The organism is Kordiimonas lipolytica, from assembly GCF_001550065.1.
The window spans coordinates 49,708-71,806 of the sequence record NZ_LRUB01000032.1 but is presented as its reverse complement, the minus strand read 5'-3'; the positions used below and the strand labels follow the sequence as shown (position 1 = coordinate 71,806).

The window sequence follows — 22,099 nt, the reverse complement described above, 5'->3', positions numbered from 1 at the left end:
GATGAAAGCGATGCTCACCATATTCCGCCGCGAATTCGCCAGCTATTTCGCCACACCCGTCGCCTATGTGTTCCTGGTGATCTTCCTGGTGATGCAGGGGCTGTTCACCTTCTATCTTGGCCAGTTTTATGGCCGCGAACAAGCAGACCTGGTGGCTTTCTTCGCCTACCAGCCGTGGCTTTACCTGTTCCTGATGCCGGCCATTGCCATGCGGCTCTGGGCCGAGGAAAGAAAGAGCGGCACGTTCGAACTCTTGCTGACGTTGCCGATCTCCATGGGCTCTATCGTTGTCGGCAAATATCTGGCGGCCGTCGCCTTCGCGGGCCTTGCGCTTCTTTTCACTGTGCCGATCTGGATCACGGTCAACTGGCTTGGCTCGCCCGACAACGGCGTGATCATCACCGGGTATCTGGGTTCGCTTCTGATGGCCTCGGCCTACCTTGCGATCGGCAGCGCGCTGTCTGCGACAACCAAGAACCAGGTGGTGGCTTTCATTCTGGCGGTCACCGTGTGTTTCCTGTTCCTGGTGTCGGGCCTGCCGATGGTGCTGGACCTTTTCACCGGCTGGGCGCCCGAAGGGCTGACGCTCGCTGTGGCCAACTTCTCTTTCCTCATTCATTTCGACAATCTGCAGAAGGGTGTCGTTTCCTTCGCTGACGTCTTCTATTTCATCGCGGTGATCGCCTTCTGGCTCTGGGTCAACCGGGTTGTGGTGGAAAGCAAGCGGGAGGCAGGATGATGGCTGAGGATAAAAAGCAAGAGCAACAGACTATGGCGACAGCAGGCATCATGAAACGGCCGGGCATCCAGATTCTGATGGCGGCACTTTTGTTCCTGTCTGTCACCGTGATCGCGGACCGCTACATGCGCGGCGTGCGGCTGGACCTGACGGACGAGGGGCTCTATACGCTCTCAAGCGGCACCATCAGCGCGCTTGAGCGCTTCGACGAGCCGGTCACGCTGAATTTCTATTTCTCGAAATCGCTCGCGGCCCCCTATCCACAGCTCCTGAGCTATGGCAAGCGGGTAGAGGATATGCTGCGCGCGCTTGAGGCACAGAACCCGGCGAATATTCATCTGTCTGTCATTGACCCTGAACCCTTTTCGGAAGCCGAAGACGACGCGGTCGCTGCTGGCCTCAAGGGCATCCCGCTTGGGGACGGTTCGACGCTTTATCTGGGGCTTACCGCCAGCAACTCCACCGACGGCAGGGGTGAAATCGCTTTCTTCACTGAAGAGCGGGAAAAATTCCTTGAGTATGACCTAGTTAAAATGCTGGTAGGGCTGGACCGCACTGGCCAGAAAAAACTTGGCCTCCTGACCCAGCTGCCCATGCCCTATGGCCCCGGTGGCCCGCAGGCGATGATGCAGGGGCAGGCACAGCCCTATGTGCTTTATGAACAGCTCGGCGAAGCCTTTGACCTGGTGGATATTGACCCCAGCTTCACTGCACTCCCCGAGGACATGGATGTGCTGATGATCGTGCATCCACCGGAACTGAACGAAGACCAGCTTTTCGCCATTGATCAATATGTGCTGAAGGGTGGCCGCACGCTTGTGTTCCTGGACCCGCATGCTGAGGCCATGAACCCGCGTGCCATGGCGCCCAGCCCGTCCACGCTTGGCCCGCTGCTGCCAGCCTGGGGCGTGACCATGCCGGAAGGCAAGGTGGTGGGCGATGCCTCGCTGGCGCAGCGCGTACAGATGGGCGGCTATGGCCCGGACGCGGTGAAGGATTATGTCTTCTGGCTGGGGGTGACCGATAATTTCCTGGCAAGCGACGACCCGGTCAGCGGCTCGGTGAACAATCTGAATTTCGCCAGCAGCGGCGTGCTGGAGCCACTTGAGGATGCCGGCACAAACGTCCAGCCCCTGGTGACGACAAGTTCCGTCGCCATGCTTTATGACGCCTCGCGCGCCGTCGGCGTGCCTGACCCGGACAGCCTGTTGCAGGACCTGGAGCCCGCGGGCCAATCCTTCATCCTGTCGGCGCGGATCACGGGCCACGCGGCCACGGCCTTCCCGGACCGGGCAGAGGCGGAAGGCGGCCCGGTTGTGAACCCTGCGCTGAAGGAAGGGGATGTCAATCTTGTGGTCACGGCAGACAGTGACCTGTTCGATGACCGCTTCTGGGTGCAGCTGCAGCAGTTCCTTGGCCAGCGGGTGGTCGTCCCGATTGCGGGCAACGGCAGCTATGTGCTGAATATGGCGGACCATATCTCGGGCTCTGACGCGCTTCTGGACCTGCGCGGCCGCGGCATTTCCAAGCGCCCGTTTGAGGTGGTGGACGATATCCGCCGTGAGGCAGAAGCCAAATATCTGGCGGAAGAACAGCGCCTTGAGGCAGACCTGCAGGCAGCCGAAGACCGGATCGCCCAGCTTGAAGCGCAGAAGCCTGAGGGCACGGCTGTGCTGTCCGGCGATCAGGAAGCGGAAATCGAGCGTTTCCGCGACCAGCTTCTGGAGACGCGGAAGGCGCTCCGCGAAGTTCAGCGGAGCCTGCGGACCGAAATTGACAGCCTGGGCAGTTGGCTGGCGGCCATCAATATCGCGCTGATGCCGCTCTTGATCATTGCCTTTGCGCTCATTCGTGTGCTACTGCGCCGCCGACGCCAAGACAACAAGCTTGCCTGAGGCGGGCCAAAAAGACGGAGCTAAAGAGACCGGTATGTCTGAAAGACTGACCAACATTCTCGGCTATCTCACGCTGTTTGCCATCCTTGGCGCCATCTGGGTGCTGTTCGGCGAAGACCCGACGCGCGACCAGGGCGGCAGGGGCGAACCCACGTTTGAAGGCATGAAGGAGCGCATCAATGATGTGGCCGCCCTCAGCCTGAAAAAAGGGCCTGCAACCGTAACCCTGAAAAAGCAGGCTGACGTCTGGGCAGTGGCGGAGCGCGGCGGCTACCCGGCTGACCTTGCCAAGGTGCGCGACTTCCTGCGTGGTGTTGCCTTGTCAGAACGGCGTGAACCAAAGACCTCCAACCCTGAGCGGTTCGACCAGATCGGCCTCGGGGATGCGGCCACCGATGTATCGCTTTTGGATGCAAACGGCACCACAGTGCTTGCCTTTGCCATGGGCAAGCAAAGCACCATCGGCAGCGACCGGTCACTGACCTATATTTTCCAGGAAAGCGACACCCGCGCCTGGCTGGTGACGTCCCTGGCTGAAGGCGCTGATGACCCGGCCTGGTGGCTCAACACCGACCTTCTGGACCTTGCGGACAGCCGCGTCCGCAGCGTCAGCCTGGGTGATACCGTGCTTGCGCGTTCGCTGGGAGAAGGTGAGTACAGCCTTGAAGGCCTGCAGGCTGGCGAAGAAGCAGTACCCACATGGCAGCTTGCGGAACCCGCGCGTGTGCTCACTGGCCTCAGCTTTTCTGACGTGCGCCATCTGGGTAATCCGCTGACAGCGCCCAAGCGCACAGCCACACTCACGACCCACGACGGCCTCCGCCTGACCGTGACGCTCTATGACATGGAAGGTGCCACTTGGGCGCAGGTTTCTGCTCAGCATGACGAAAGCCTGATGAGCGAAGGCGAAGCCGGGCCGCTGCCGGACGCGCCCATGGACGGGGCGGCTGAAGCGGAAGCCATTAATGCCAAAACCCGTGGCTGGTTTTTCAAGCTGGCGGATGGTGACGCAGAGGTGCTGATGCGCGCCCGGGGCGCATTTGTTAAGGCTCAGACGCCTGCTGCCTCTTGATCCTGAAGAATTGTTTCCTAAATCAGGACAAATCATGGTGCGCCCAAAGTGGCGCACCGAGCCTTTCTATTACACCGTAACAGCTAGCTGAGAGAAAACATGTCTGAAGTAAAAACAGAGAAAATGGGGTTCGAAGCCGAAGTTTCCCGCCTGCTGCATATGATGGTGCATTCGGTCTATTCGGACCGCGAAATTTTCCTGCGTGAGCTTATCTCGAACGCATCCGACGCGTGCGACAAGCTACGCTATGAAGCCCTGACGAAGCCAGACCTGGCTTCTGGCGAATTCGGTATCGCCATCACGGCTGACGCAGACGCCAAAACCCTGACGATCGAGGACAACGGCATCGGCATGGACCGCGACGACCTGATCGCCAACCTTGGCACCATCGCGCGTTCGGGCACCGCCAATTTCGTTGACCAGCTCACGGGCGACAGCAAGAAGGACATGCAGCTCATCGGCCAGTTTGGTGTGGGTTTCTACAGCGTCTTCATGGTGGCGGACATGGTGCATGTGACCACCAAAAAGGCGGGTGACGAACACGCCTGGCTGTGGTCAAGCGCCGGTGAAGGCTCTTACGAGATCGCCGAAGCCACCAAGGAAGCTGCCGGCACGAAAATCGTCCTTCACATGAAGGATGACGCCAAGGAATTCCTGGAGCGCTTCCGCCTTCAGAAAATCATCACCACCTATAGCGACCATATCGCCGTGCCGATCACGCTGGCGATCAATGGCGGCGACAAGAAAGATGATGACGCGGACGAGCCGAAGGTGGTGAACGAAGGCTCCGCCATCTGGACGCGCCCCAAGTCAGAGATCACAGACGAACAGTATGCCGAATTTTACCGCCATGTGGGCCACGGCTTCGACGACCCATCGGTGACGCTGCACTATAAGGTCGAAGGCATGCAGGAATATACGGTTCTGCTGTTCGTGCCCACCAAGCAGCCGATGGACCTGTTTGACCCCGCGCGCAAAAACCGGGTGAAGCTTTATGTGAAGCGTGTCTTCATCACCGACGATAGCGACGACCTGCTGCCGGGCTGGCTGCGCTTCATGCGCGGCGTGGTGGACAGCCAGGACCTGCCGCTGAACGTCAGCCGCGAGATGCTGCAGAACAACCCGACGCTTGAGCGCATGTCGAAAGCCATCACCAAGCGTGTGCTTTCGGAATTCGAAAAGCTGGCGGAAAAAGACACGGAAAAATTCGAAGCCATCTGGGGCGAATTTGGCGCGGTGATCAAGGAAGGCATTTATGAGGACTTCGAGCGCCGCGACGCCATCCTCAAGATCGCGCGCTTCAAGTCCACGGGTGTGGACGGCTGGACCTCGCTGGCCGACTATGTCTCCCGCATGAAAGACAAGCAAAGCGCCATCTATTATATCACCGGCACGGACGCCGAGGCAGTGAAGCGTAGCCCGCAGCTTGAAGGCTTCCGCGCCAAGGGCATTGAGGTGCTCTTGCTGTCAGACGCGGTGGATGATTTCTGGCTGCAGATGGCGCCTGATTTCGAAGGTAAGCCGTTCAAATCCATCACGCGCGGCGCGTCGGAACTGAAGGACATCGCTGGCGACGACAAGGAAGACGAGAGCGAGAAAGCACCGGAAGGCGAGCTTGCGAAGCTGACGGCGCTGATGAAGGAAGTGTTTGGTGACAAGATCAAGGACGTGCGCGCGTCTGACCGCCTGACCACCACGGCAGCCTGCCTGGTGGCGGACGACAGCGGCATGGACATGCACATGGAACGCATCCTGAAGGCTCACAACCAGCTTGGCGGTGCCATTTCCGCCAAGATTCTGGAGATCAACCCGGGCCACGCGGTGATCCGCAAGCTGGCTGAACGTGCAGGCGACAAGGGCGCGATCGATACGCTCGCAGACCCTGTGCTCCTTCTGCTGGATCAGGCGAAAATTCTTGAGGGTGACGAGCTGGATGACACCGCCGCCTTCGCCCGCCGCCTGTCTGCCGCGATGGAGAAAGGGCTGGCTTAAAGCCCAAAAAGGGGTCATTCCGGCGAAAGCCGGAATCTTCATCCACTTAGCCTGATGCTGAAAAGATACCGGGGTCATGCCCCGGTATGACACCAAGTGAAAAGCCCCGGATGTGCCGGGGCTTTTTTGTGCTGGTTTTAAGCTGGTAGCTTGCGCATCTTCAGGCCGGTTACCTGATTGCGCTTTCTGGAGGTCACTTCAAACTCAAACCCGTGGAACTGGTATTTCTTGCCAACGATCGGGATGGTCTCGGCCTCGAAAATCACAAGGCCCGCCACCGTGATGGCTTCGTCGTCCGGCAGCTTCCAGTCGAACCTTTTGTTCAGGTCCCGGATCGGCACGGTACCTTCCACGCCCACCCAGCCGTCAGAAAGCTGCTTTACGCCCGGCACTTCGAAGTCATGCTCGTCGGCAATGTCGCCCACGATTTCTTCCAGTATGTCTTCAAGCGTCACCAGCCCCTGGATGGCGCCATATTCGTCCACCACCAGCGCGAAGTGTGCTTTGCGTTCCAGGAAGGCGTTCAGCTGTTCGCGAAGCGTGGTGGTCTCTGGCACAAACCAGGGTTTGACCATGATGCGCTTGATATTCACGCGCTTGGACATCACACCCGCGCGGCGGAGTGACCGTAGTAGGTCCTTGGCGTGCAGCACGCCGATGATGTTTTCCGGGTCGCCCTCATAGACCGGCAGGCGCGTATAGGTGCTGGAGACCACAGCGGTGATGATCTCTTCCGTGCCCATGTTGATATCCAGCGCTTCCATGGAAGACCGGTGCACCATCACGTCTTCAACCGTTACGTCATTCAGGTCCAGGATAGAGCCCAGCATGTGGCTGTCCTCTTTCACCAGCCCACCTTCTTTGTGGTGCAGGTTGATGGTGCCGCGGATCTCGTCGTGGGCTGAAAGCACGCTTTCCATGTTGGAAATGTCGATACCGAAAACCCTGAGCGTCAGGCGCACGATCTTCTGCACCAAGGCAACGATGGGGGCAAAAAGCGCTACGATTAGGCTGATGAACCAGCTGATTTTCAGCGCCATATTGTCCGGGTTGGCGATGGCGTAGGATTTTGGTAGCACTTCTGCGAAAATCAGCACCAGCGCCGTCATCACCAGGGTGGCATAAACCACACCTTCTTCGCCCACCATATTCATGAAAAGGCTGGTGGCAATGGCGGACGCCAGGATGTTCACAAGGTTGTTGCCAAGAAGGATCGCGCCGATCAGGCGTTCCTGGTCGTCAATCAGGCGGGAAACGCGTTTTGCCCGCTTGTTGCCGTCACTCGCCATATGGTGGATGCGGGCACGGGAGGCTGCTGTGAGCGCCGTTTCAGACCCGGAAAAAATGCCCGAAAGCCCCAGAAGAACAAAAATGATCCCGGCAGTGATCCAGAAATCGGTATCGAAGAGAGAAGCGGCTGCCGCTGTCTCGTCCATGGTAAAGCTCCAGTCTCTAATGTCGCACCGCTAAACGCTAGCGGGTCAGGCTTCCACATATGGGCTATAAGCCGCGACCGTCAATAGAGTCCTGTATTACAGCTTTGATGATGTTCAGGTCCACGCCTTTATGCGTGGCTGCGCCGCCGATGGGGCCAAGGATGAAAACAATTTCGCCGGCGTCCACTTTCTTGTCCTGGCTCATGTGTGCCAGCAGCGTGTCGGCGTCCAGTTTTTTACCAATCTGGCTTGCGGTCGCCATCATGTTCACGGACTTCAGGTGCGCCAGATAGCGCGCGAGGTCTGCCTCTGGCGCCAGCCCCATGCGCACGCTTGCATCGAGCGCCATGGCCATGCCGATGGCCACACCTTCGCCATGCAGAAGCGTGCCGTCATAGCCGCATTCGGCCTCAAGCGCGTGCCCGAATGTGTGCCCAAGGTTCAGAAGCGCGCGTTTGCCCGCCTCAAACTCGTCCTCGGCCACGATCCGGGCTTTGGCCTCGCAGCTTTTCGCCACAGCGTACGCCTGCGTGTCGCGGTCGCCGCTGCGCAATCTGGGGCCATTTTCTTCAAGCCAGGTGAAGAAGTCCGGATCGTCGATCAGACCGTATTTGACCACCTCAGCGTATCCCGCCTGCAGCTCGCGCGCGGGCAGGGTGTCCAGTACCTGTAGGTCAATCACCACCATTTTCGGCTGGTGGAACGCGCCAATCAGGTTCTTGCCGAACGGTGTGTTGATGCCGGTTTTGCCGCCCACCGAGCTGTCGACTTGCGCAAGCAGGCTTGTCGGTACCTGGATGAAGTCCATCCCCCGCCTCAGGACTGCCGCCGCGAAGCCGGTGATGTCGCCGATCACGCCGCCGCCGAGCGCGATCAGCGTGTCCTTGCGTTCGGCGCCAAGTTCCAACAGTCGGTTCGTCAGCGTCTCGAAGTTGGAGAAGGATTTGGTTGCTTCGCCTGCGGGCAGGATAATCGCGTCCGATTTTATGCCGCTCGCCGCCAGTGATTTTTCGGCCGCGTCAAGGTGCAGTTTGGCGACATTCTCATCCGTGATGATAATGGCGCGTTTGCTCCGGAAAATGGGCCCTACCAGTGTGCCCATTTGTGCCACGATTCCCACGCCGATGTGAATTTCGTAAGACCGGTCGCCCAGGTCCACTGGCACGGTTTTCAGCATGGTGCCGCCTGTGCTCATGCCGCTTTCCTCGCCTTCAGCGCGCTCAGGATTTCGCCAACAACATCCTCGTGCGGCCCGTTTGAGCTTGCGACCTTGAGGTCGGCTTCAGCGTAAAATGGCGCCCGTTCCTCGGCCAGCCGGGTCAGGATTTCTTTCGGGTCGCCGGTTTTCAGAAGTGGCCGTGTGTCGCGCCTGCCGGTGCGTTCCACGAGTACGTCGATGTCCGCGTCCAGCCAGATCGAGAGGCCTTTGTCCTTGATGAGCGCCCGTGTGGCCTCATTAATGAACGCGCCGCCGCCGGTGGCTACAATCTGGGGCTTGCCGTCCAGCAAGCGTTCGATCACCCGGCGTTCGCCCGAGCGGAAATCGGCCTCACCGAAGCATTCGAAAATTTCAGCCACCGACATGCCGGCGGCTTTTTCGATCTCATGATCTGAATCGACGAAGGGCAGATTGAGTTTTCTCGCCAGCCGCCTGCCGACTGTGGTCTTGCCGGCGCCCATCAGGCCAACCAGAACGATCGTACGGTCGACGCCATATTGGCGCGCTACCGACGTCTTTTTGCCCTGATTTTTCTGCTTTGCGTTCGTCATGCTTCGCTCTTTACACAGCCCGGCCCGCTTCGCCAACGGTTTTATCGGAAACCAATACCTTATTTCCGCCAAAAAGGCTGGCCAATGTGTTTTTGATGACTTTTCCTTGTGCTGGGGTGGGTGGACTTGTGCGCTGCGCCATCATATAAGACCAACAGGTATGGCAAGGTAACCGAGAGACCAAAGGGAGTTTCATGTCGAAATTAACGCAGATTTTGCTGGTTGCCGGTGCACTGGTGATCGTGGGCGGGGCCATCTTTCTGATGACCTGGGACATTCCGGCGCCTTCCGAAACAGTGACCAAAACGCTGAGCAATGACCGTTTCCCGGCATAAGGCTCGCGCGGTCGCACGCGCGGCAGACATGACAGCAATCAGGCGTTTGATGGCCGCGTTGCTGATGGGTAGTGCTATTGTTGCGCTTTCCGCTTTTGATGCGTTTGCGCAGGAAGCCGAAGACGATGAGGCGCAGGAAGCCCAGCAGGAAGCGAAACCTGCTGACGCCAAGCAACAAGAGGCTGCAGAAGAAAGCGATGGCCGCTTCTTCCTGGGCCCCAGGCCTACGCTGAAACGGCAGGTCGGCCCGGCACTTGGCACCCCCCGGTCCATTCTGCCGCAGCCCTATGTGCCGAAAGGGACCATCGAGGTTCCACCCGCGCCCGAGACCGCGACCGATGAAGCCGCAGCACAAGATGGTGTCCTGACTGCTGATTTGGGAGAAGTGCCACTTGAGGCGGACCAGACCGCAACCAATGAATTGACGGAAGAGCAAGCCGTCCCGACCCCTGAAACCGATATTTTCGCAGGCGCCTTGCAGACGCTGGACCCAAGCGGGATTGCCGTTCTGACGGGCGCGAACGCTTACCCTCGTGATTTCTGGTCAGGCTATAGCCGGCAGGATGTGGAAGCCCGGCTGCAGGCATTAGCTGCGCCGAGCAAGACTGCAGCCATGACCGATGCTGCGCGCAGGATGGCGCTTTCAGGCTATCAGTTGCCAACCCCAGCTGATGACAGTGAAATTGATGCCTTTATCAAGGCGCGTCTGAATGTTCTGGCGGCCCACGGTGATACAGAAGGCTATCTGGCGCTTCTAAAGTCCCTGACGCCGGACCATGACTGGTCTGGCCTCGCGCGTGACTTGGTGGACGGCCACCTGCTCGCGGGGCGGATTGAGGATGCCTGTTCCCTTGCCGCTGAGGAACGCGCGGACAGCAATGATGCATTCTGGCTCAGGATGGCGGTCTTCTGCCGCGCGGTACAGGGCGACCGTGTAGGCGTGGACTTTAACCTGGGCATTTTGGAAGAAGTCAGCAGCGTTCAGCCGACTTTCTATCAGTTGACCGACCAGATTCTGGTTGAGGCGGAGCAGGCCGGCGGTGCCGTGCTGACATCCGGTATGGTGCTGTCGAACACGCTCAAGGTGAATGTGCTTGAAGCCACGATGGTGCGGCTTGCCAAGGTGCAGGTCTCCGCACTGGATATGACAGACGTAAGCCCGATGGCTGCCAAGGCCATGCTGGGCATTCCCGGCGTTGTGCCTGAAGCCAAGCTGCAGCTTATTGCGCGCGGCCTATCGGAAGGCTGGCTGGGCGCTGACGTGCTTGTTGACTATCTGCGGGCTGCCCCGCCTGCGGTGCAGGCTGATGTGGACGCGCAGGCATTGATGCAGGAAGACATGAGCTTCGACGGCGACATGATGGTCATTGCCCAAGCTATCGGCGGCATGGACGATATAGTGCGGGCTGACGCGCTGGCGTCGCTTGAACGTCGCGCCAAGGACCCGGAGAAGGCCTTTTATCTGTTGCCTGTTCTCCAGTACCTGAGCGCGGGAGAAGGCAATGCAGCGGCGACCATGGCGCGTGAGGTACGCACCGCGTTGATGTCGGGTGACCATAAACGGGCGGGCTCTTTGTTTACAGACCTGCGCGCGGGCCAGGCTGGCGATGATGCTGAAAAAGACGCAGTTCTGACGGCTAGTTGGCCGCTGATGGTTGCGGCGGGGCTTGATGGCGCGCCGGAGGTAACACCCGCGCGGCTTAACGCCTGGTGGGCCGGGCAGGGCGAAAGCGAAGGCCGTTTCATTCGTGCCGCTATTCTGTTCACCACGCTTGAGGCCCTTGGGCATGTGGTGCCTGAAGATATCTGGGCGCTTGCCGAAGACGGCGACCCGCAGCTTGCAGGGCCGAGCATGTCACCGGCTTATTGGCGCAGGCTTCTGGTGATGCAGGCTGAGGGGGACAAGGCGGGGGCGTTGTCGCTTGCCTATGAAACCACAGCTGACGGCACGGTTCCGGCGTCTTATGCCAGCTCACTTGTCGGTGCGCTGAGGGAGCTGGGTTTTGAGACTGAGGCCCACCGGTTGGCTGCGGAGCTTCTGGTCCGGCGAGGCCTGTAGACAGTTATGTCTGACGCCTCGCTGATTGATCAGTTTCTTGAAATGCTGGCGGCGGAAAAGGGGCGGGCCAAGAACAGCCTGATGGCTTACCGGCGCGACCTTGAGGATTTCACCGAGCATTCCACCAGTAAACTGGTGTCCGCTGACGCGCAGGATATCCGAGACTATCTTTCCGGCCTCAACCGCCGCGGCCTGAAGGCTGGCACAGTTGCGCGGCGCTTGTCTGCGATCCGGCAATTTTACCTGTTTCTTTATTCTGACGGTCTTCGGCCAGATAACCCCGCAAAAAATATCGAAAGCCCGCGGCCGGAACAGAAGCTGCCGAAAGTGCTGTCGGAATCTGATGTGGACCGGCTTCTGGATACCGCCGAAGCACAGGCGGCAGCAGGCGGCATGAGCGAGAAGCGCCTGCATGCACTTGTTGAAACGCTATACGCCACCGGGCTTCGGGTGAGTGAGTTGGTGACATTGCCGAAGCGCGCAGTGGGGCCGGACACGACCATGATTATGGTGCGCGGCAAGGGCGGGCGCGAACGCATGGTGCCGCTGGGGGACAAGGCCCGGCATGCCCTTATGGCGCATATGGAGGCGGTGCGCACGTCACCCTTCAAGGACTCGCCATACCTGTTTCCCTCACGCGGCAAGGAAGGATTCCTGACCCGCCGACGGGTCGGGCAACTGATGAAAGACCTGGCAGTTGCGGCCGGGGTGATGCCTAGTGCGGTCAGCCCGCACAAGCTCAGGCACGCGTTTGCGACGCATCTGCTGGCGCACGGGGCGGATTTGCGCGCGGTGCAGCAGATGCTGGGGCATGCAGATATTTCCACGACCCAGATTTACACTCATGTGCTTGAAGAAAGGCTCAAGAGCCTGGTGCTTACTAAACACCCCCTGGGTGATTAGGGGGTGACCGGCTGGGAGTGACTTGCGGGAAAAATGCGCTAGATTGCCAATAAGGGGACAGTCAGGGGGAGCACATGATCCGGAAAAGTCTGTATGGCGCAATTGCGTTCATGGTCGTTGTTTATGCCGGTTTCTGGGTGAGCGCGCCGGGAACGGGCGACCCTTCCCAATATGCCAGGCTTACCCAGAACTATGATGTGCGTATCGTGCGCGACAAGTATGGCGTGCCGCATATTTTTGGCGACCGTGATGTAGATGTCTCCTTCGGGCTTGCCTTCGCCCACGCCGAAGATGATTTTGCGACCATTCAGGATGTGGTGCTGGCGACCCGAGGCACGCTTTCCACCCTCAAGGGCCCGGATGCGGCGAAGACAGATTATCTGATTCAGTGGATGGGTATCTGGGATGTGGTCAACGCGGGCTACGAGACGCGCATCAGCCAGGCGACACGTGATCACGCGGAAGCTTATGCCGACGGGCTGAACTATTATGTTTCAGAGCATCCGCATGTGGTGGCGCCCGGTGTGCTGCCCTTCACCGGCAAGGACATCGTTGCGGGTTTTACCTTCAAAACACCGCTCTTTTTTGGGTTTGACCAGGATGTGGCCAAAGTGGCCGCCGGTGAATACGGCACGGGCCTTGACAAGACGGCTGCCCTGATGGTGACGGACGCACCCCAGCCGGACCTGGGAAGCCAGGGCGTGGCGATTGCGCCCGCACGCTCCGGTGACGGCTCGACACGCTTGCTCGTCAATTCCCACCAGCCGCTCACAGGGCCTGTCGCCTGGTATGAGGCGCGATTGAAGTCGAATGAGGGCTGGGATATGGCCGGCGGCACCTTCCCGGGTTCGCCACTTATCCTGCACGGCACCGGGCCGACGCTGGGCTGGGCCAATACGGTAAACAAACCTGACCTGGTGGACGTATATGAGCTGACGCTCAATCCAGACAATGGGAACCAGTACAAGCTTGACGGCGAATGGCGGGACTTTGAGATCAGCGATGCCGCGATTGATGTCACCTTCTGGGGCCCCATTCGCTGGACGTTTCATGAACCCATCTACCGCTCCGCCCACGGCCCGGTGTTCAAGACAGAAGAGGGCGCTTTTGCCGTTCGCTGGGCGGGTATGGACGAGATGCGCACGCTTGAAGAAATGATCGCACTCAATAAGGCCCGAACGCCAGCGGATTTTGAGACCGCGCTTGCCATGATGGCCATGCCCAGCATCAATTATGTCTATGCCGACAAGGCAGGCAATATCGCCCACTATTATAACGCCATGATGCCCAAGCGGCCTGAGGGCGTGGATTGGTCAGGCCTCGTGCCGGGTGACAGGTCTGACCTGATCTGGCACGGCTATCACGGCTTTGGGGATATTCCGAAAACGGTGAACCCGCCTTCGGGCGCTGTGTTCAATGCCAACAATACGCCTTATGTGGCATCCGATGGGGACGGAAGCGCACTGCGGGAAGATTTCCCCAGTTCGATGGGAATCGAGACGCAGATGACCAACCGGGCGCTTCGCCTTGTAGAGCTCTTGTCAGACGCTGAGCAGGTCTACGATCACGCATTCCGCAGGATTAAATACGACAACGCCTATTCCTTCATGGGGGAGGAGAAGTCTCTCGCCTTTCAAGTATGGCATGAGGTGACGGGGCTGGAATTTGAAGACGCTGAACTCAGGGAAGCGCGGGATTATCTCTTTGGCTGGAGTCTGACCACAGATGCCTCAAGCGAGCATGCGGCACTAGGCGTTCTGACGGTAACCCCCTTTATCATGGCGGACATGAGCGGCGAGCCAAGGCCTGACCCGCGCGAGGCGTTTGAGCATGCTGTGCGCACCCTGAAAGACAATTTCGGCCGGTTGGATGTACCCTGGGGACAAGTGAACCGTTTGGTGCGCGGGGGCGAAAGCTGGCCGCTTTCGGGCGGGCCGGATGTGCTGCGCGCGGTCTATGCTGAATGGGATGAAGAAGCCGGGCACCTTGAAGCCACGGCAGGGGATAGTTACATCATGTTTGTGGAATGGGATGCCGCTGGTGCGCAGCATGTGCGCACGATGCATAATTTCGGCAGTGCGACGCTTGATGCGTCGTCACAGCATTATGCCGATCAGGCCCCCCTGTTTGCTGACGAACGCGAAAGAAAATTGCCACTAGATATGGTGGCTTTGGAGCTTGAGAAAACAAGCGAAAGGCGCCTTGGCGGGGCAGGCAACTGAGAACTTGACATAACAAGTGCAATCAAGGATTTTGCGCCCGTCGGCGAAACATGGTTTACTGGGTCCATGAACAAGTCGCCTCAAAAAACGGATACGAATGATATGATGACGTTTCTAGAGTTTGAGAAGCCAATTGCAGAACTGGAAGGCAAGATCCGCGAACTGCGCAGCTTCAAGGGCGGCGCTGACATTACAGCGGAAGTCGGCCAGCTTGAGACCAAGCTTGGTAAGCTCCTCAAGGAAACGTACGCGGGGCTGACGCCAACGCAGAAAATGCAGGTGGCGCGGCACCCTGAGCGCCCGCACTTCCACGACCTGATCGGGCACCTGTTCGAAGATTTCACGCCGCTTTCCGGCGATCGGTGCTTCGGTGAAGACGAGGCGCTTGTTGGCGGCCTTGCCCGCTTCCGCGGCGAAGCCTGCGTGGTCATGGGCCATGAAAAGGGCTGGGATACTGAAAGCCGCCTCAAGCACAATTTCGGCATGGCGCGCCCGGAAGGCTACCGTAAGGCCATTCGCCTGATGGATATGGCCGACCGTTTCGGCCTGCCGGTGCTAACGCTTGTTGATACGTCAGGCGCTTATCCAGGTGTGGGGGCGGAAGAGCGCGGCCAGGCGGAAGCCATCGCAAGGTCGACCGACAAATGCCTTGGCCTTGAAGTGCCGCTGGTGACCTGCATCGTGGGTGAAGGCGGCTCGGGTGGTGCTGTGGCAATCGCTGCGGCCAACAAGGTGCTCATGATGGAACATGCCATCTATTCCGTGATCTCGCCTGAAGGCTGTGCTTCCATTCTGTGGCGCACAAACGACAAGGCGAACGAAGCTGCAGTCGCCCTTAAGATCACCGCACAGGACCTTTTGAAGCTGGGCGTGATTGATGAAATCGTTGCTGAGCCGCTTGGTGGCGCACACCGCGATACGGAGCGTGCGATGAACATGCTGGGTGACGCGATGGAGCGGTCGCTCCGGGATATGGCGGGTGTTGACGGCGCGCGCTTGAAGGAACTTCGCCGCGATAAATTCCTGGCGATGGGCGACAAGGGCCTCTAGGCGGCCCTGTTAACCGCGACTCATTGAATTCCCTATAGTTGGCAATAGGCAGGGTGTATTCTGTGCAACCTTGGCTGTCATACGTCTGTCATAAAAACACTAGATATTGGGCACTTAAAAATTCTCACCACTTTATCTTGACGAAAATACCCGTTCGACCTTATCCTACAAATCTCGCGGCGATATGGCGACTCGAACGGGGGAGTTCGGACGAGCGCTTCGCTAAGCACTTACAATAATTACGAAAAGTCGATTTGTTCGACTTTTGTTCTTTGCTCGGGCACAATGGGGTGTTTCTCGAGACGAAGAAGGAGTCAGTACCGCATGGCTAGGGCGGACAAGGGAGATATGGGCACAATGTTTGAGGTCACTCAGTTTGAGCATGGCGGACCGGTTGAGCTGGACCGTAGCCGCGATGCGCTACTCACCGATTTCGGAAAAGCAACGCTTGAGGATCGCTATCTGATGCCCGGTGAGAGCTATCAGGACCTGTTCGCTCGCGTGGCGTCCTACTATGGCGATGACGCAGCCCATTCCCAGCGGCTCTATAATTACATTTCCAACCTTTGGTTCATGCCGGCAACACCCGTTCTGTCGAACGGTGGGACCAACCGCGGCCTGCCGATCAGCTGCTTCCTCAATGAGGCGCAGGACAAGCTTTCCTCGATCGTGGACCTGTGGACGGAGAACGTCTGGCTGGCGTCCAAAGGCGGCGGCATTGGCTCATACTGGGGTAACCTGCGTTCGATCGGTGAAACGGTTGGCGGTGTTGGCAAGACCAGCGGTATCGTACCGTTCGTGCGTGTGATGGACAGCCTGACGCTTGCGATCTCCCAAGGGTCTCTGCGTCGCGGCTCTGCGGCGATCTATCTGCCGATCAGCCACCCGGAAATTGAAGAATTTATCGAGCTTCGTCGCCCGACAGGCGGTGACCCAAACCGCAAGACACCAAACCTGCACCACGGTGTGCTGGTAACAGACGCCTTTATGCGTGCGGTGGAAGCGAATGAGGATTGGGTGCTCACCAGTCCGAAAGACGGCCATGCAGTTCGTTCCGTGTCTGCACGCGGCCTGTGGATTCGTCTGCTGACTGCCCGCGTTGAGACCGGCGAGCCTTACATCATTTATTCCGACACGGTGAACCGCCAGATGCCTGAGCATCACAAGCTTGCGGGCCTTACGGTGAAGACTTCGAACCTGTGCGCGGAAATCACGCTGCCGACGGGTCTTGACCACCTGGGCAACGAACGTACGGCTGTCTGCTGTCTGTCGAGCCTCAATCTCGAGCACTATAAGCAGTGGAAAGACAACAAGGACTTCATCCCAGACGTGATGCGGTTCCTTGATAACGTGCTGCAGGACTTCATCGACCGCGCGCCGGACGAGATGGCGAAGGCCCGCTATTCGGCTATGCGCGAGCGCTCTGTGGGCCTTGGTGTGATGGGTTTCCACAGCTTCCTGCAGGACAATATGATCCCGTTTGAAAGCGCGATGGCGAAGGCCTGGAACAAGAAAATCTTCAAGCATATTGAAGCCGAAGTGGACCGCGCATCAGAGGCTCTCGCGTTTGAACGCGGCCCATGCCCGGACGCGGCTGACTATGGCATCATGCAGCGCTTCTCGAACAAGACGGCTATCGCGCCTACGGCTTCCATCTCCACCATCTGTGGTGGCGCAAGCCCGGGCATCGAGCCGATCGCCGGCAACAGCTATAACCAGAAAACCCTGTCGGGGAACTTCATCGTTCACAACCGCGCGCTGAAGCGGCTTCTGAAGGAGAAGGGCCAGGATACGGATGAGATCTGGACGTCGATCACGATCAACGAAGGTTCCGTGCAGCATCTGGACTTCCTGAGCCAGGAAGAAAAAGACGTGTTCAAGACCGCATTTGAGTTGGACCAGCGTTGGGTGGTTGAACTGGCAGCTGACCGTGCCGAGCACATCAGCCAGGCGCAGTCGGTGAACATCTTCCTGCCAGCGAATGTGCACAAGCGTGACCTGCACCAGATTCACTATCAGGCCTGGAAGAAGGGTCTCAAAAGCCTTTATTACTGCCGGTCCAAGTCTATCAGCCGTGCTGAGGTCGTGGCTACGGGCAGCTACAAGAAGAAGGCCAAGGAAGTGCAGCTGGAGCTGGGCGGTGGTGGCACCACCGACTATGAGGAATGCCTCGCTTGCCAATAAGCTGAAGTAGTGACAGTGATAGACAAGGGCGTGCCTGCATGGCACGCCTTTTTTTAGGTTCATCACGGATTATCGTGATTTGAGATAAGTGGACGAACACACCAGCCGTCTTCATTATTTGTTTTGCGAATTACAAGCATGAAGATTGGAGGCTGATGTGTCCTGCATTGATGATATTTCCGAATTTGGTTTCTGGGAAGGTTTCTTTGTCGCGCATTGGGAGCGACGGGAAGAAGTCCTTTGGATTGAGCTTTCCGGGCATGACGACAGGCATCTGGTCTGTGATGGCTGTGGCTGTGACTGCCGTTCAGTTCATGATACGACACGCAGGGTTGTACGTGACCTGCCGATCCTTGATGCCCCGGTGTTGCTGGTGGTGCCACGTTGTCGGGTCGCTTGTCCGAACTGCGGGCCGAAGCTCGAACGGCTGCCCTGGCTTGACCGACATGCCCGATTGACCCGGCGGCTGGTACAGAGCGTTGTCCGGCTTGTGTCGGTTCTGCCAGTGTCACAGGTAGCCGCCTTTTTCGCCCTTCACTGGTCCACCGTGAAAGCCATCGACAAGCGCCACCTTGAAGCCACGCTGCCGCCCCTGTCAGCAGAGGGCCTTGAAGTATTGGCAATGGATGAATTCGCTCTGCACAAGGGGCACAGATACGCAACTGTGGTCATTGATCCCCGCCGCAAACGGGTTCTGTGGGTCGGCAATGGCAACAGTCGCACGGCTGTCCGGCCCTTCTTCGAAGCCCTGGGTGCAGCGGGTTGCAGGCGCATCCGAGCGGTGGCCATGGATATGAATGCCGCCTTTGCCCTTGAGGTGAAGGAGCACTGCCCCTACGCAGAGATCGTCTATGACCTGTTCCATGTGGTCTCCAAATATGGCCGCGAGGTCATCGACCGGGTGCGGGTCGATGAAGCCAACCGGCTGCGCGATGACAAACCGGCAAGAAAGGTCATCAAATCAGCCCGGTGGCTATTGCTGCGCAACCCGGAAAACCTGCCGGGTGAAGCCGCAAAGATCCGGCTCGCTGAGCTTCTGGAGGCCAACCAGGCGCTGATGATCACTTATGTCCTCAAGGACGACTTGCGGGAAATCTGGCGGCAGCCGTCCAGAAAAATGGCAATCAAGGCATGGAATGAATGGATCAGGCGTGCTCTCGCATCAGCCGTCAAGCCCCTGGTCAGGTTCGCAAAAAGACTGTTGCCATACCGCGACGGCATCATCTCCCACGCTAAATGGCAGATCAATACCAGCATCCTCGAAGGATTTAACAACAAGATAAAGGTCATCAAGAGAATGGCATACGGCTACAGGGATTCAGAATACTTCTTCATGAAAATAAAAGCCGCTTTCCCCGGAGTTCCGTGATGAACCTTTTTTTATGGGGCGTTGGGGTTAGCCCCGTTGGCGGGACAGTAAGCCGTGTACGGCAAGGATGGCAATCATGGCCATCAGGAATGTCAGGAACAGGCGAGTGCAGATGCTGCCAAGTTCCTTGGCGACGGCTTGCCTTTCGTTAAAGCTAATGCGGATTTCGCCGGTGGCTTCCGACATGCTTTCCGGCAGGACAAGCTCACGCGAGACTTCCGTGTCATGGCCAACGAAAGGCCCGACAATAGAATGCAGGAGCGAATAACCAATAGTGCCGGTTCGTTTCGCCTGTCCTAGCACTACATTATGATCTTCATAAATGCGGGCCTCAGTGATGAACCCATGTTCCATAAGCCCCCGGGCAATGTCAGTAGCCAGTTCGGCATCGAGGATCAGGACTGCCCGTGCCGCCGGTTTTTCAAGGGACGTCATCAGCTGGTCGATCCCGGCGGCGGCGCGCCCTTTGGCTAATTGGACTTCCAGGAAGAATTGGATAAGCGTTAGGGCAGCAGCAGCCAATGCTGCAAAAAGGATTGCCCTTGCAGTGACATCGCCGAGCACGCTTTTTGAACTGCTCTGGTTCACATTTCTAACCCTTCCAAGAATGCGGACATCATCGGTTGCATCTGGCTGAATGATCAATAGGTAATTTTTTCTGTCTGTCCGGGCATTGAAACAGCCTGTCAGGGAAACCCTTGATTCGTCTGAATGGGCGTTGTCAGGATTTTAGCGGCAAGTCTTTTTTTTACCAAATATTGTGTCTCTTAAATTCCATTCTACTAATTGAGGGGCTATACTGCCGCCACGCAACCAATGGGCAATTTGAAAATAAACAGCGTTAAGAGTGGGAGGCACGGTCAGTATGGCTGAAGCGGCGACTGTAGAAACGGTGGAACCAACAGGTCTTTTGGAAGAACGGCATGTCTATAAGCCGTTTCGTTACCCCTGGGCATATGAAGCCTGGCTGACGCAGCAGCAAATTCACTGGCTGCCGGAAGAAGTGCCGCTGGCGGAAGATGTGCGCGACTGGGCCAAGAAACTGACGGAGTCTGAGAAGAATCTACTGACGCAGATTTTCCGCTTCTTCACCCAAAGCGATATCGAGGTGAATAACTGCTACATGAAGCATTACACCAAAATATTCAAACCCACTGAAGTGCAGATGATGCTGTCGGCCTTTTCGAATATGGAAACCATCCATATCGCGGCCTATAGCCACCTTCTCGACACGCTTGGCATGCCCGAGGCGGAATATTCCGCCTTCCTCCGCTATAAGGAGATGAAGGACAAATACGACTATATGCAGCAGTTCAATTCGAACGACCTTCGGTCTGCTGCAGTTACGCTTGCTGTATTTGGCGCCTTTACCGAAGGCCTGCAGCTGTTTGCGAGTTTTGCGATGCTGCTGAACTTCCCGCGCTTCAATAAAATGAAGGGCATGGGGCAGATCATTACATGGTCTGTGCGCGATGAAAGCCTGCACTGCAACAGCATCATCAAATTGTTCCACACGCTGATGAAAGAGCACCCTGACCTGTGGGATGACCGCATGAAGGAAGAGCTGACAACAGCATGTAAGACCATTGTGGAGCATGAAGACGCCTTTATCGACCTTGCCTTTGGCATGGGGGCAATCGAAGGCCTGACGGCGGAAGAAGTGAAGCAATATATCCGCTATATCGCTGATCGCCGCCTGTCGCAACTGGATCTGGACGAGGTTTTCCATGTGGAGTCCAACCCGCTGCCGTGGCTGGACAGCATGTTGAACGCAGTGGAGCACACCAACTTTTTCGAAAACCGGGCGACCGAATATTCAAAAGCGGCCACCCAAGGCTCGTGGGAGGACGCGTTCGAGTAAATCCGAACGCATTAAGCCCGAATGGGCAAATTGGTCACAAGTCCGGAACAAGAAGCGCTCGAGACATTCTCGGGCGCTTTTTCGTGCTCCGGACCCCTATCTTAAAAAAAAGCGCCCGGACAAAGCCGGGCGCTTCAGTTTAGGGAGCCGTTATAGGGGAGGTTTAATCGTCCAGGGTGGCAGCGAGGATTGCCAACCCGGTAGCGATGAAAACCGCGGCGCCCAGGTCATCGTCCTCCAGTTCAAAATGCTGGTTTTGTGCCAGCGGAGGACGAGGTGCGTGGTGGTCATACTCAGAACGTCTGCCATAGTCGCCACCACGACGTGAATATCGGTCATAGTCTGCCTGGCTCAGCCTTGTGGCCAGGTTGAGATAATAATGGTCTACGCCATTTCTGATCTTATGGGCCAGTGCACGGCCCAGATCGGCTGCTGCTTCTTCGCGAACCTCGCGGGCAACATGGTTTCTATACTCTGGTGTGTTGCGGGCAAACAGCTCGGCAACACCGGATGACGGCATATGGTAGGTGGAAACCATGCCGCAATTGGTGCGGGCCACCAGGTCAGTGCCATAGCTGAAATTCTCAGCCGACCGAAGCTCGATAAAGTCCGTGTCGCGGCCATACCCATGCATGGCGATCTTGATGCCGTAGGAGGCATAGGCCTCGCCCTTTTCCTTCACCTTGGTGTAGTAAGCCTTCTGGAAATGGCCACACCGGCCTCCGGTATTGCGGGCATGCTTCTTGTATTTCTTATCCTTGCGGTCGGTGTCGACAACGCGGAAACCGAATCGGTAATCCTTTTCCCGGGCGCGTACAATCATATCGGCATGGTGGCGTTCGCGCACGAACTCGACATAATTCGGCAAGGCGTACCGCATGTGTTTGAAGGCCTGCGCCTCAAACGCGGTTACGCCAGCTTCACGGCGTTCGTCCTTGCTGTCCACATCTACAAAAACCCGGATTGGGTGGCTGGTGCGGAACACGTTGCTTTCTGCGTCATAGTCAGGCAGGTCGCGTGGGTCGCGGTGATCTGCTGTCGCCGCGCCACCGATGGCAAAGCTGGTTGCCGCTGTGATCAGGATGGAGGTCAGTCGTTTCGCTGTCATTGCTCGGGTCTCCTCGTCTTATGGAAACACAATAGACAGCCGCGTCTTACACCATCCTGAGCTTGACGTTCATAGGTTGTTCATCTGGCTTAGTAGGGAATAAC

The 22,099-nt window shown here is 57.8% G+C and carries 17 protein-coding genes; 12 read left to right on the top strand and 5 right to left on the bottom strand.

Translation table 11 applies throughout. The features are described 5' to 3' along the window. The first annotated feature begins 1 nt into the window (after nt 1). From KORM41_RS16090 to htpG, 4 genes are all read left to right on the top strand, one after another. The gene (locus KORM41_RS16090; protein WP_068150482.1) at nt 2-739 is read left to right on the top strand and encodes an ABC transporter permease subunit; all 738 of its coding nucleotides are present in this window, start codon (nt 2-4) and stop codon (nt 737-739) included. Further along, entirely contained in the window at nt 739-2,634 is a 1,896-nt protein-coding gene (locus KORM41_RS16085; protein ID WP_197421211.1) for a Gldg family protein, read from the top strand. Before KORM41_RS16090 ends, KORM41_RS16085 begins: the two co-directional genes overlap by 1 nt. A 34-nt stretch (nt 2,635-2,668) precedes the next feature. Beyond that, entirely contained in the window at nt 2,669-3,706 is a 1,038-nt protein-coding gene (locus KORM41_RS16080) for a DUF4340 domain-containing protein (protein WP_068150478.1), read from the top strand. A 99-nt stretch (nt 3,707-3,805) separates the two neighbouring features. Then, the gene (gene htpG / locus KORM41_RS16075) at nt 3,806-5,698 is read left to right on the top strand and encodes a molecular chaperone HtpG (RefSeq protein ID WP_068150475.1); all 1,893 of its coding nucleotides are present in this window, start codon (nt 3,806-3,808) and stop codon (nt 5,696-5,698) included. A 137-nt stretch (nt 5,699-5,835) separates the two neighbouring features. On the opposite strand, the gene KORM41_RS16070 is transcribed toward htpG, so the two are convergent. From KORM41_RS16070 to KORM41_RS16060, 3 genes are all read right to left on the bottom strand, one after another. Continuing rightward, nucleotides 5,836-7,134, bottom strand: coding sequence for an HlyC/CorC family transporter (locus tag KORM41_RS16070; RefSeq protein WP_068150472.1), 1,299 nt, complete (start codon nt 7,132-7,134; stop codon nt 5,836-5,838). Between the two features lie 64 nt (nt 7,135-7,198). Then, nucleotides 7,199-8,329, bottom strand: coding sequence for a 3-dehydroquinate synthase (gene aroB / locus KORM41_RS16065; protein WP_068150470.1), 1,131 nt, complete (start codon nt 8,327-8,329; stop codon nt 7,199-7,201). Beyond that, complete coding sequence (locus tag KORM41_RS16060) at nt 8,326-8,904, bottom strand: shikimate kinase (protein ID WP_068150467.1); 579 nt, start codon at nt 8,902-8,904, stop codon at nt 8,326-8,328. Before KORM41_RS16060 ends, aroB begins: the two co-directional genes overlap by 4 nt. A gap of 194 nt (nt 8,905-9,098) precedes the next feature. On the opposite strand from KORM41_RS16060, the gene KORM41_RS22060 reads away from it, so the two are divergent. The 7 genes from KORM41_RS22060 to KORM41_RS16030 all read left to right on the top strand — a co-directional run bounded on the left by KORM41_RS22060 (nt 9,099) and on the right by KORM41_RS16030 (nt 19,026). Beyond that, nucleotides 9,099-9,239, top strand: a complete 141-nt coding sequence (locus KORM41_RS22060) for a hypothetical protein (protein ID WP_197421210.1) — start codon at nt 9,099-9,101, stop codon at nt 9,237-9,239. Between the two features lie 28 nt (nt 9,240-9,267). After that, complete coding sequence (locus tag KORM41_RS16055) at nt 9,268-11,298, top strand: hypothetical protein (RefSeq protein ID WP_156432022.1); 2,031 nt, start codon at nt 9,268-9,270, stop codon at nt 11,296-11,298. A 6-nt stretch (nt 11,299-11,304) separates the two neighbouring features. After that, nucleotides 11,305-12,201 (top strand): site-specific tyrosine recombinase XerD, encoded by an 897-nt coding sequence (locus KORM41_RS16050; RefSeq protein WP_068150462.1) that lies wholly within the window; start codon nt 11,305-11,307, stop codon nt 12,199-12,201. Nucleotides 12,202-12,275: 74 nt separating this feature from the next. Continuing rightward, entirely contained in the window at nt 12,276-14,423 is a 2,148-nt protein-coding gene (locus KORM41_RS16045; protein WP_068150459.1) for a penicillin acylase family protein, read from the top strand. Nucleotides 14,424-14,525: 102 nt separating this feature from the next. Beyond that, a complete protein-coding gene (locus KORM41_RS16040) occupies nt 14,526-15,473 on the top strand; it encodes an acetyl-CoA carboxylase carboxyltransferase subunit alpha (protein WP_068151143.1) in 948 nt (315 codons plus the stop codon). A 348-nt stretch (nt 15,474-15,821) separates the two neighbouring features. Continuing rightward, complete coding sequence (locus KORM41_RS16035; protein ID WP_156432034.1) at nt 15,822-17,657, top strand: ribonucleoside-diphosphate reductase subunit alpha; 1,836 nt, start codon at nt 15,822-15,824, stop codon at nt 17,655-17,657. Between the two features lie 157 nt (nt 17,658-17,814). Continuing rightward, nucleotides 17,815-19,026 carry an ISL3 family transposase gene (locus tag KORM41_RS16030; RefSeq protein ID WP_082720006.1) on the top strand — a complete coding sequence of 404 codons (1,212 nt, stop codon included), beginning with the start codon at nt 17,815-17,817 and terminating at the stop codon, nt 19,024-19,026. Nucleotides 19,027-19,053: 27 nt separating this feature from the next. Here KORM41_RS16030 and KORM41_RS16025 read toward each other — a convergent pair whose 3' ends face one another. Further along, the gene (locus tag KORM41_RS16025; protein ID WP_068150456.1) at nt 19,054-19,671 is read right to left on the bottom strand and encodes a hypothetical protein; all 618 of its coding nucleotides are present in this window, start codon (nt 19,669-19,671) and stop codon (nt 19,054-19,056) included. Between the two features lie 220 nt (nt 19,672-19,891). Here KORM41_RS16025 and KORM41_RS16020 point away from each other — a divergent pair, with 220 nt between their 5' ends. Beyond that, nucleotides 19,892-20,887: a ribonucleotide-diphosphate reductase subunit beta gene (locus KORM41_RS16020; RefSeq protein WP_068150453.1), complete on the top strand. Its 996-nt coding sequence runs from the start codon at nt 19,892-19,894 to the stop codon at nt 20,885-20,887. A 163-nt stretch (nt 20,888-21,050) separates the two neighbouring features. Here KORM41_RS16020 and KORM41_RS16015 read toward each other — a convergent pair whose 3' ends face one another. Further along, entirely contained in the window at nt 21,051-21,995 is a 945-nt protein-coding gene (locus KORM41_RS16015) for a hypothetical protein (RefSeq protein ID WP_068150450.1), read from the bottom strand. Nucleotides 21,996-22,099 lie beyond the last annotated feature (104 nt).

Excerpts from the sequence above, each read along its gene's own strand:
- KORM41_RS16090 (WP_068150482.1), top strand. The coding sequence starts at position 2 with ATGAAAGCGATGCTCACCATATTCCGCCGCGAATTCGCCAGCTATTTC.
- KORM41_RS16085 (WP_197421211.1), top strand. The coding sequence starts at position 739 with ATGGCTGAGGATAAAAAGCAAGAGCAACAGACTATGGCGACAGCAGGC.
- KORM41_RS16080 (WP_068150478.1), top strand. The coding sequence starts at position 2,669 with ATGTCTGAAAGACTGACCAACATTCTCGGCTATCTCACGCTGTTTGCC.
- htpG (WP_068150475.1), top strand. The coding sequence starts at position 3,806 with ATGTCTGAAGTAAAAACAGAGAAAATGGGGTTCGAAGCCGAAGTTTCC.
- KORM41_RS16070 (WP_068150472.1), bottom strand. The coding sequence starts at position 7,134 with ATGGACGAGACAGCGGCAGCCGCTTCTCTCTTCGATACCGATTTCTGG.
- aroB (WP_068150470.1), bottom strand. The coding sequence starts at position 8,329 with ATGAGCACAGGCGGCACCATGCTGAAAACCGTGCCAGTGGACCTGGGC.
- KORM41_RS16060 (WP_068150467.1), bottom strand. The coding sequence starts at position 8,904 with ATGACGAACGCAAAGCAGAAAAATCAGGGCAAAAAGACGTCGGTAGCG.
- KORM41_RS22060 (WP_197421210.1), top strand. The coding sequence starts at position 9,099 with ATGTCGAAATTAACGCAGATTTTGCTGGTTGCCGGTGCACTGGTGATC.
- KORM41_RS16055 (WP_156432022.1), top strand. The coding sequence starts at position 9,268 with ATGACAGCAATCAGGCGTTTGATGGCCGCGTTGCTGATGGGTAGTGCT.
- KORM41_RS16050 (WP_068150462.1), top strand. The coding sequence starts at position 11,305 with ATGTCTGACGCCTCGCTGATTGATCAGTTTCTTGAAATGCTGGCGGCG.
- KORM41_RS16045 (WP_068150459.1), top strand. The coding sequence starts at position 12,276 with ATGATCCGGAAAAGTCTGTATGGCGCAATTGCGTTCATGGTCGTTGTT.
- KORM41_RS16040 (WP_068151143.1), top strand. The coding sequence starts at position 14,526 with ATGATGACGTTTCTAGAGTTTGAGAAGCCAATTGCAGAACTGGAAGGC.
- KORM41_RS16035 (WP_156432034.1), top strand. The coding sequence starts at position 15,822 with ATGGGCACAATGTTTGAGGTCACTCAGTTTGAGCATGGCGGACCGGTT.
- KORM41_RS16020 (WP_068150453.1), top strand. The coding sequence starts at position 19,892 with ATGGCTGAAGCGGCGACTGTAGAAACGGTGGAACCAACAGGTCTTTTG.
- KORM41_RS16015 (WP_068150450.1), bottom strand. The coding sequence starts at position 21,995 with ATGACAGCGAAACGACTGACCTCCATCCTGATCACAGCGGCAACCAGC.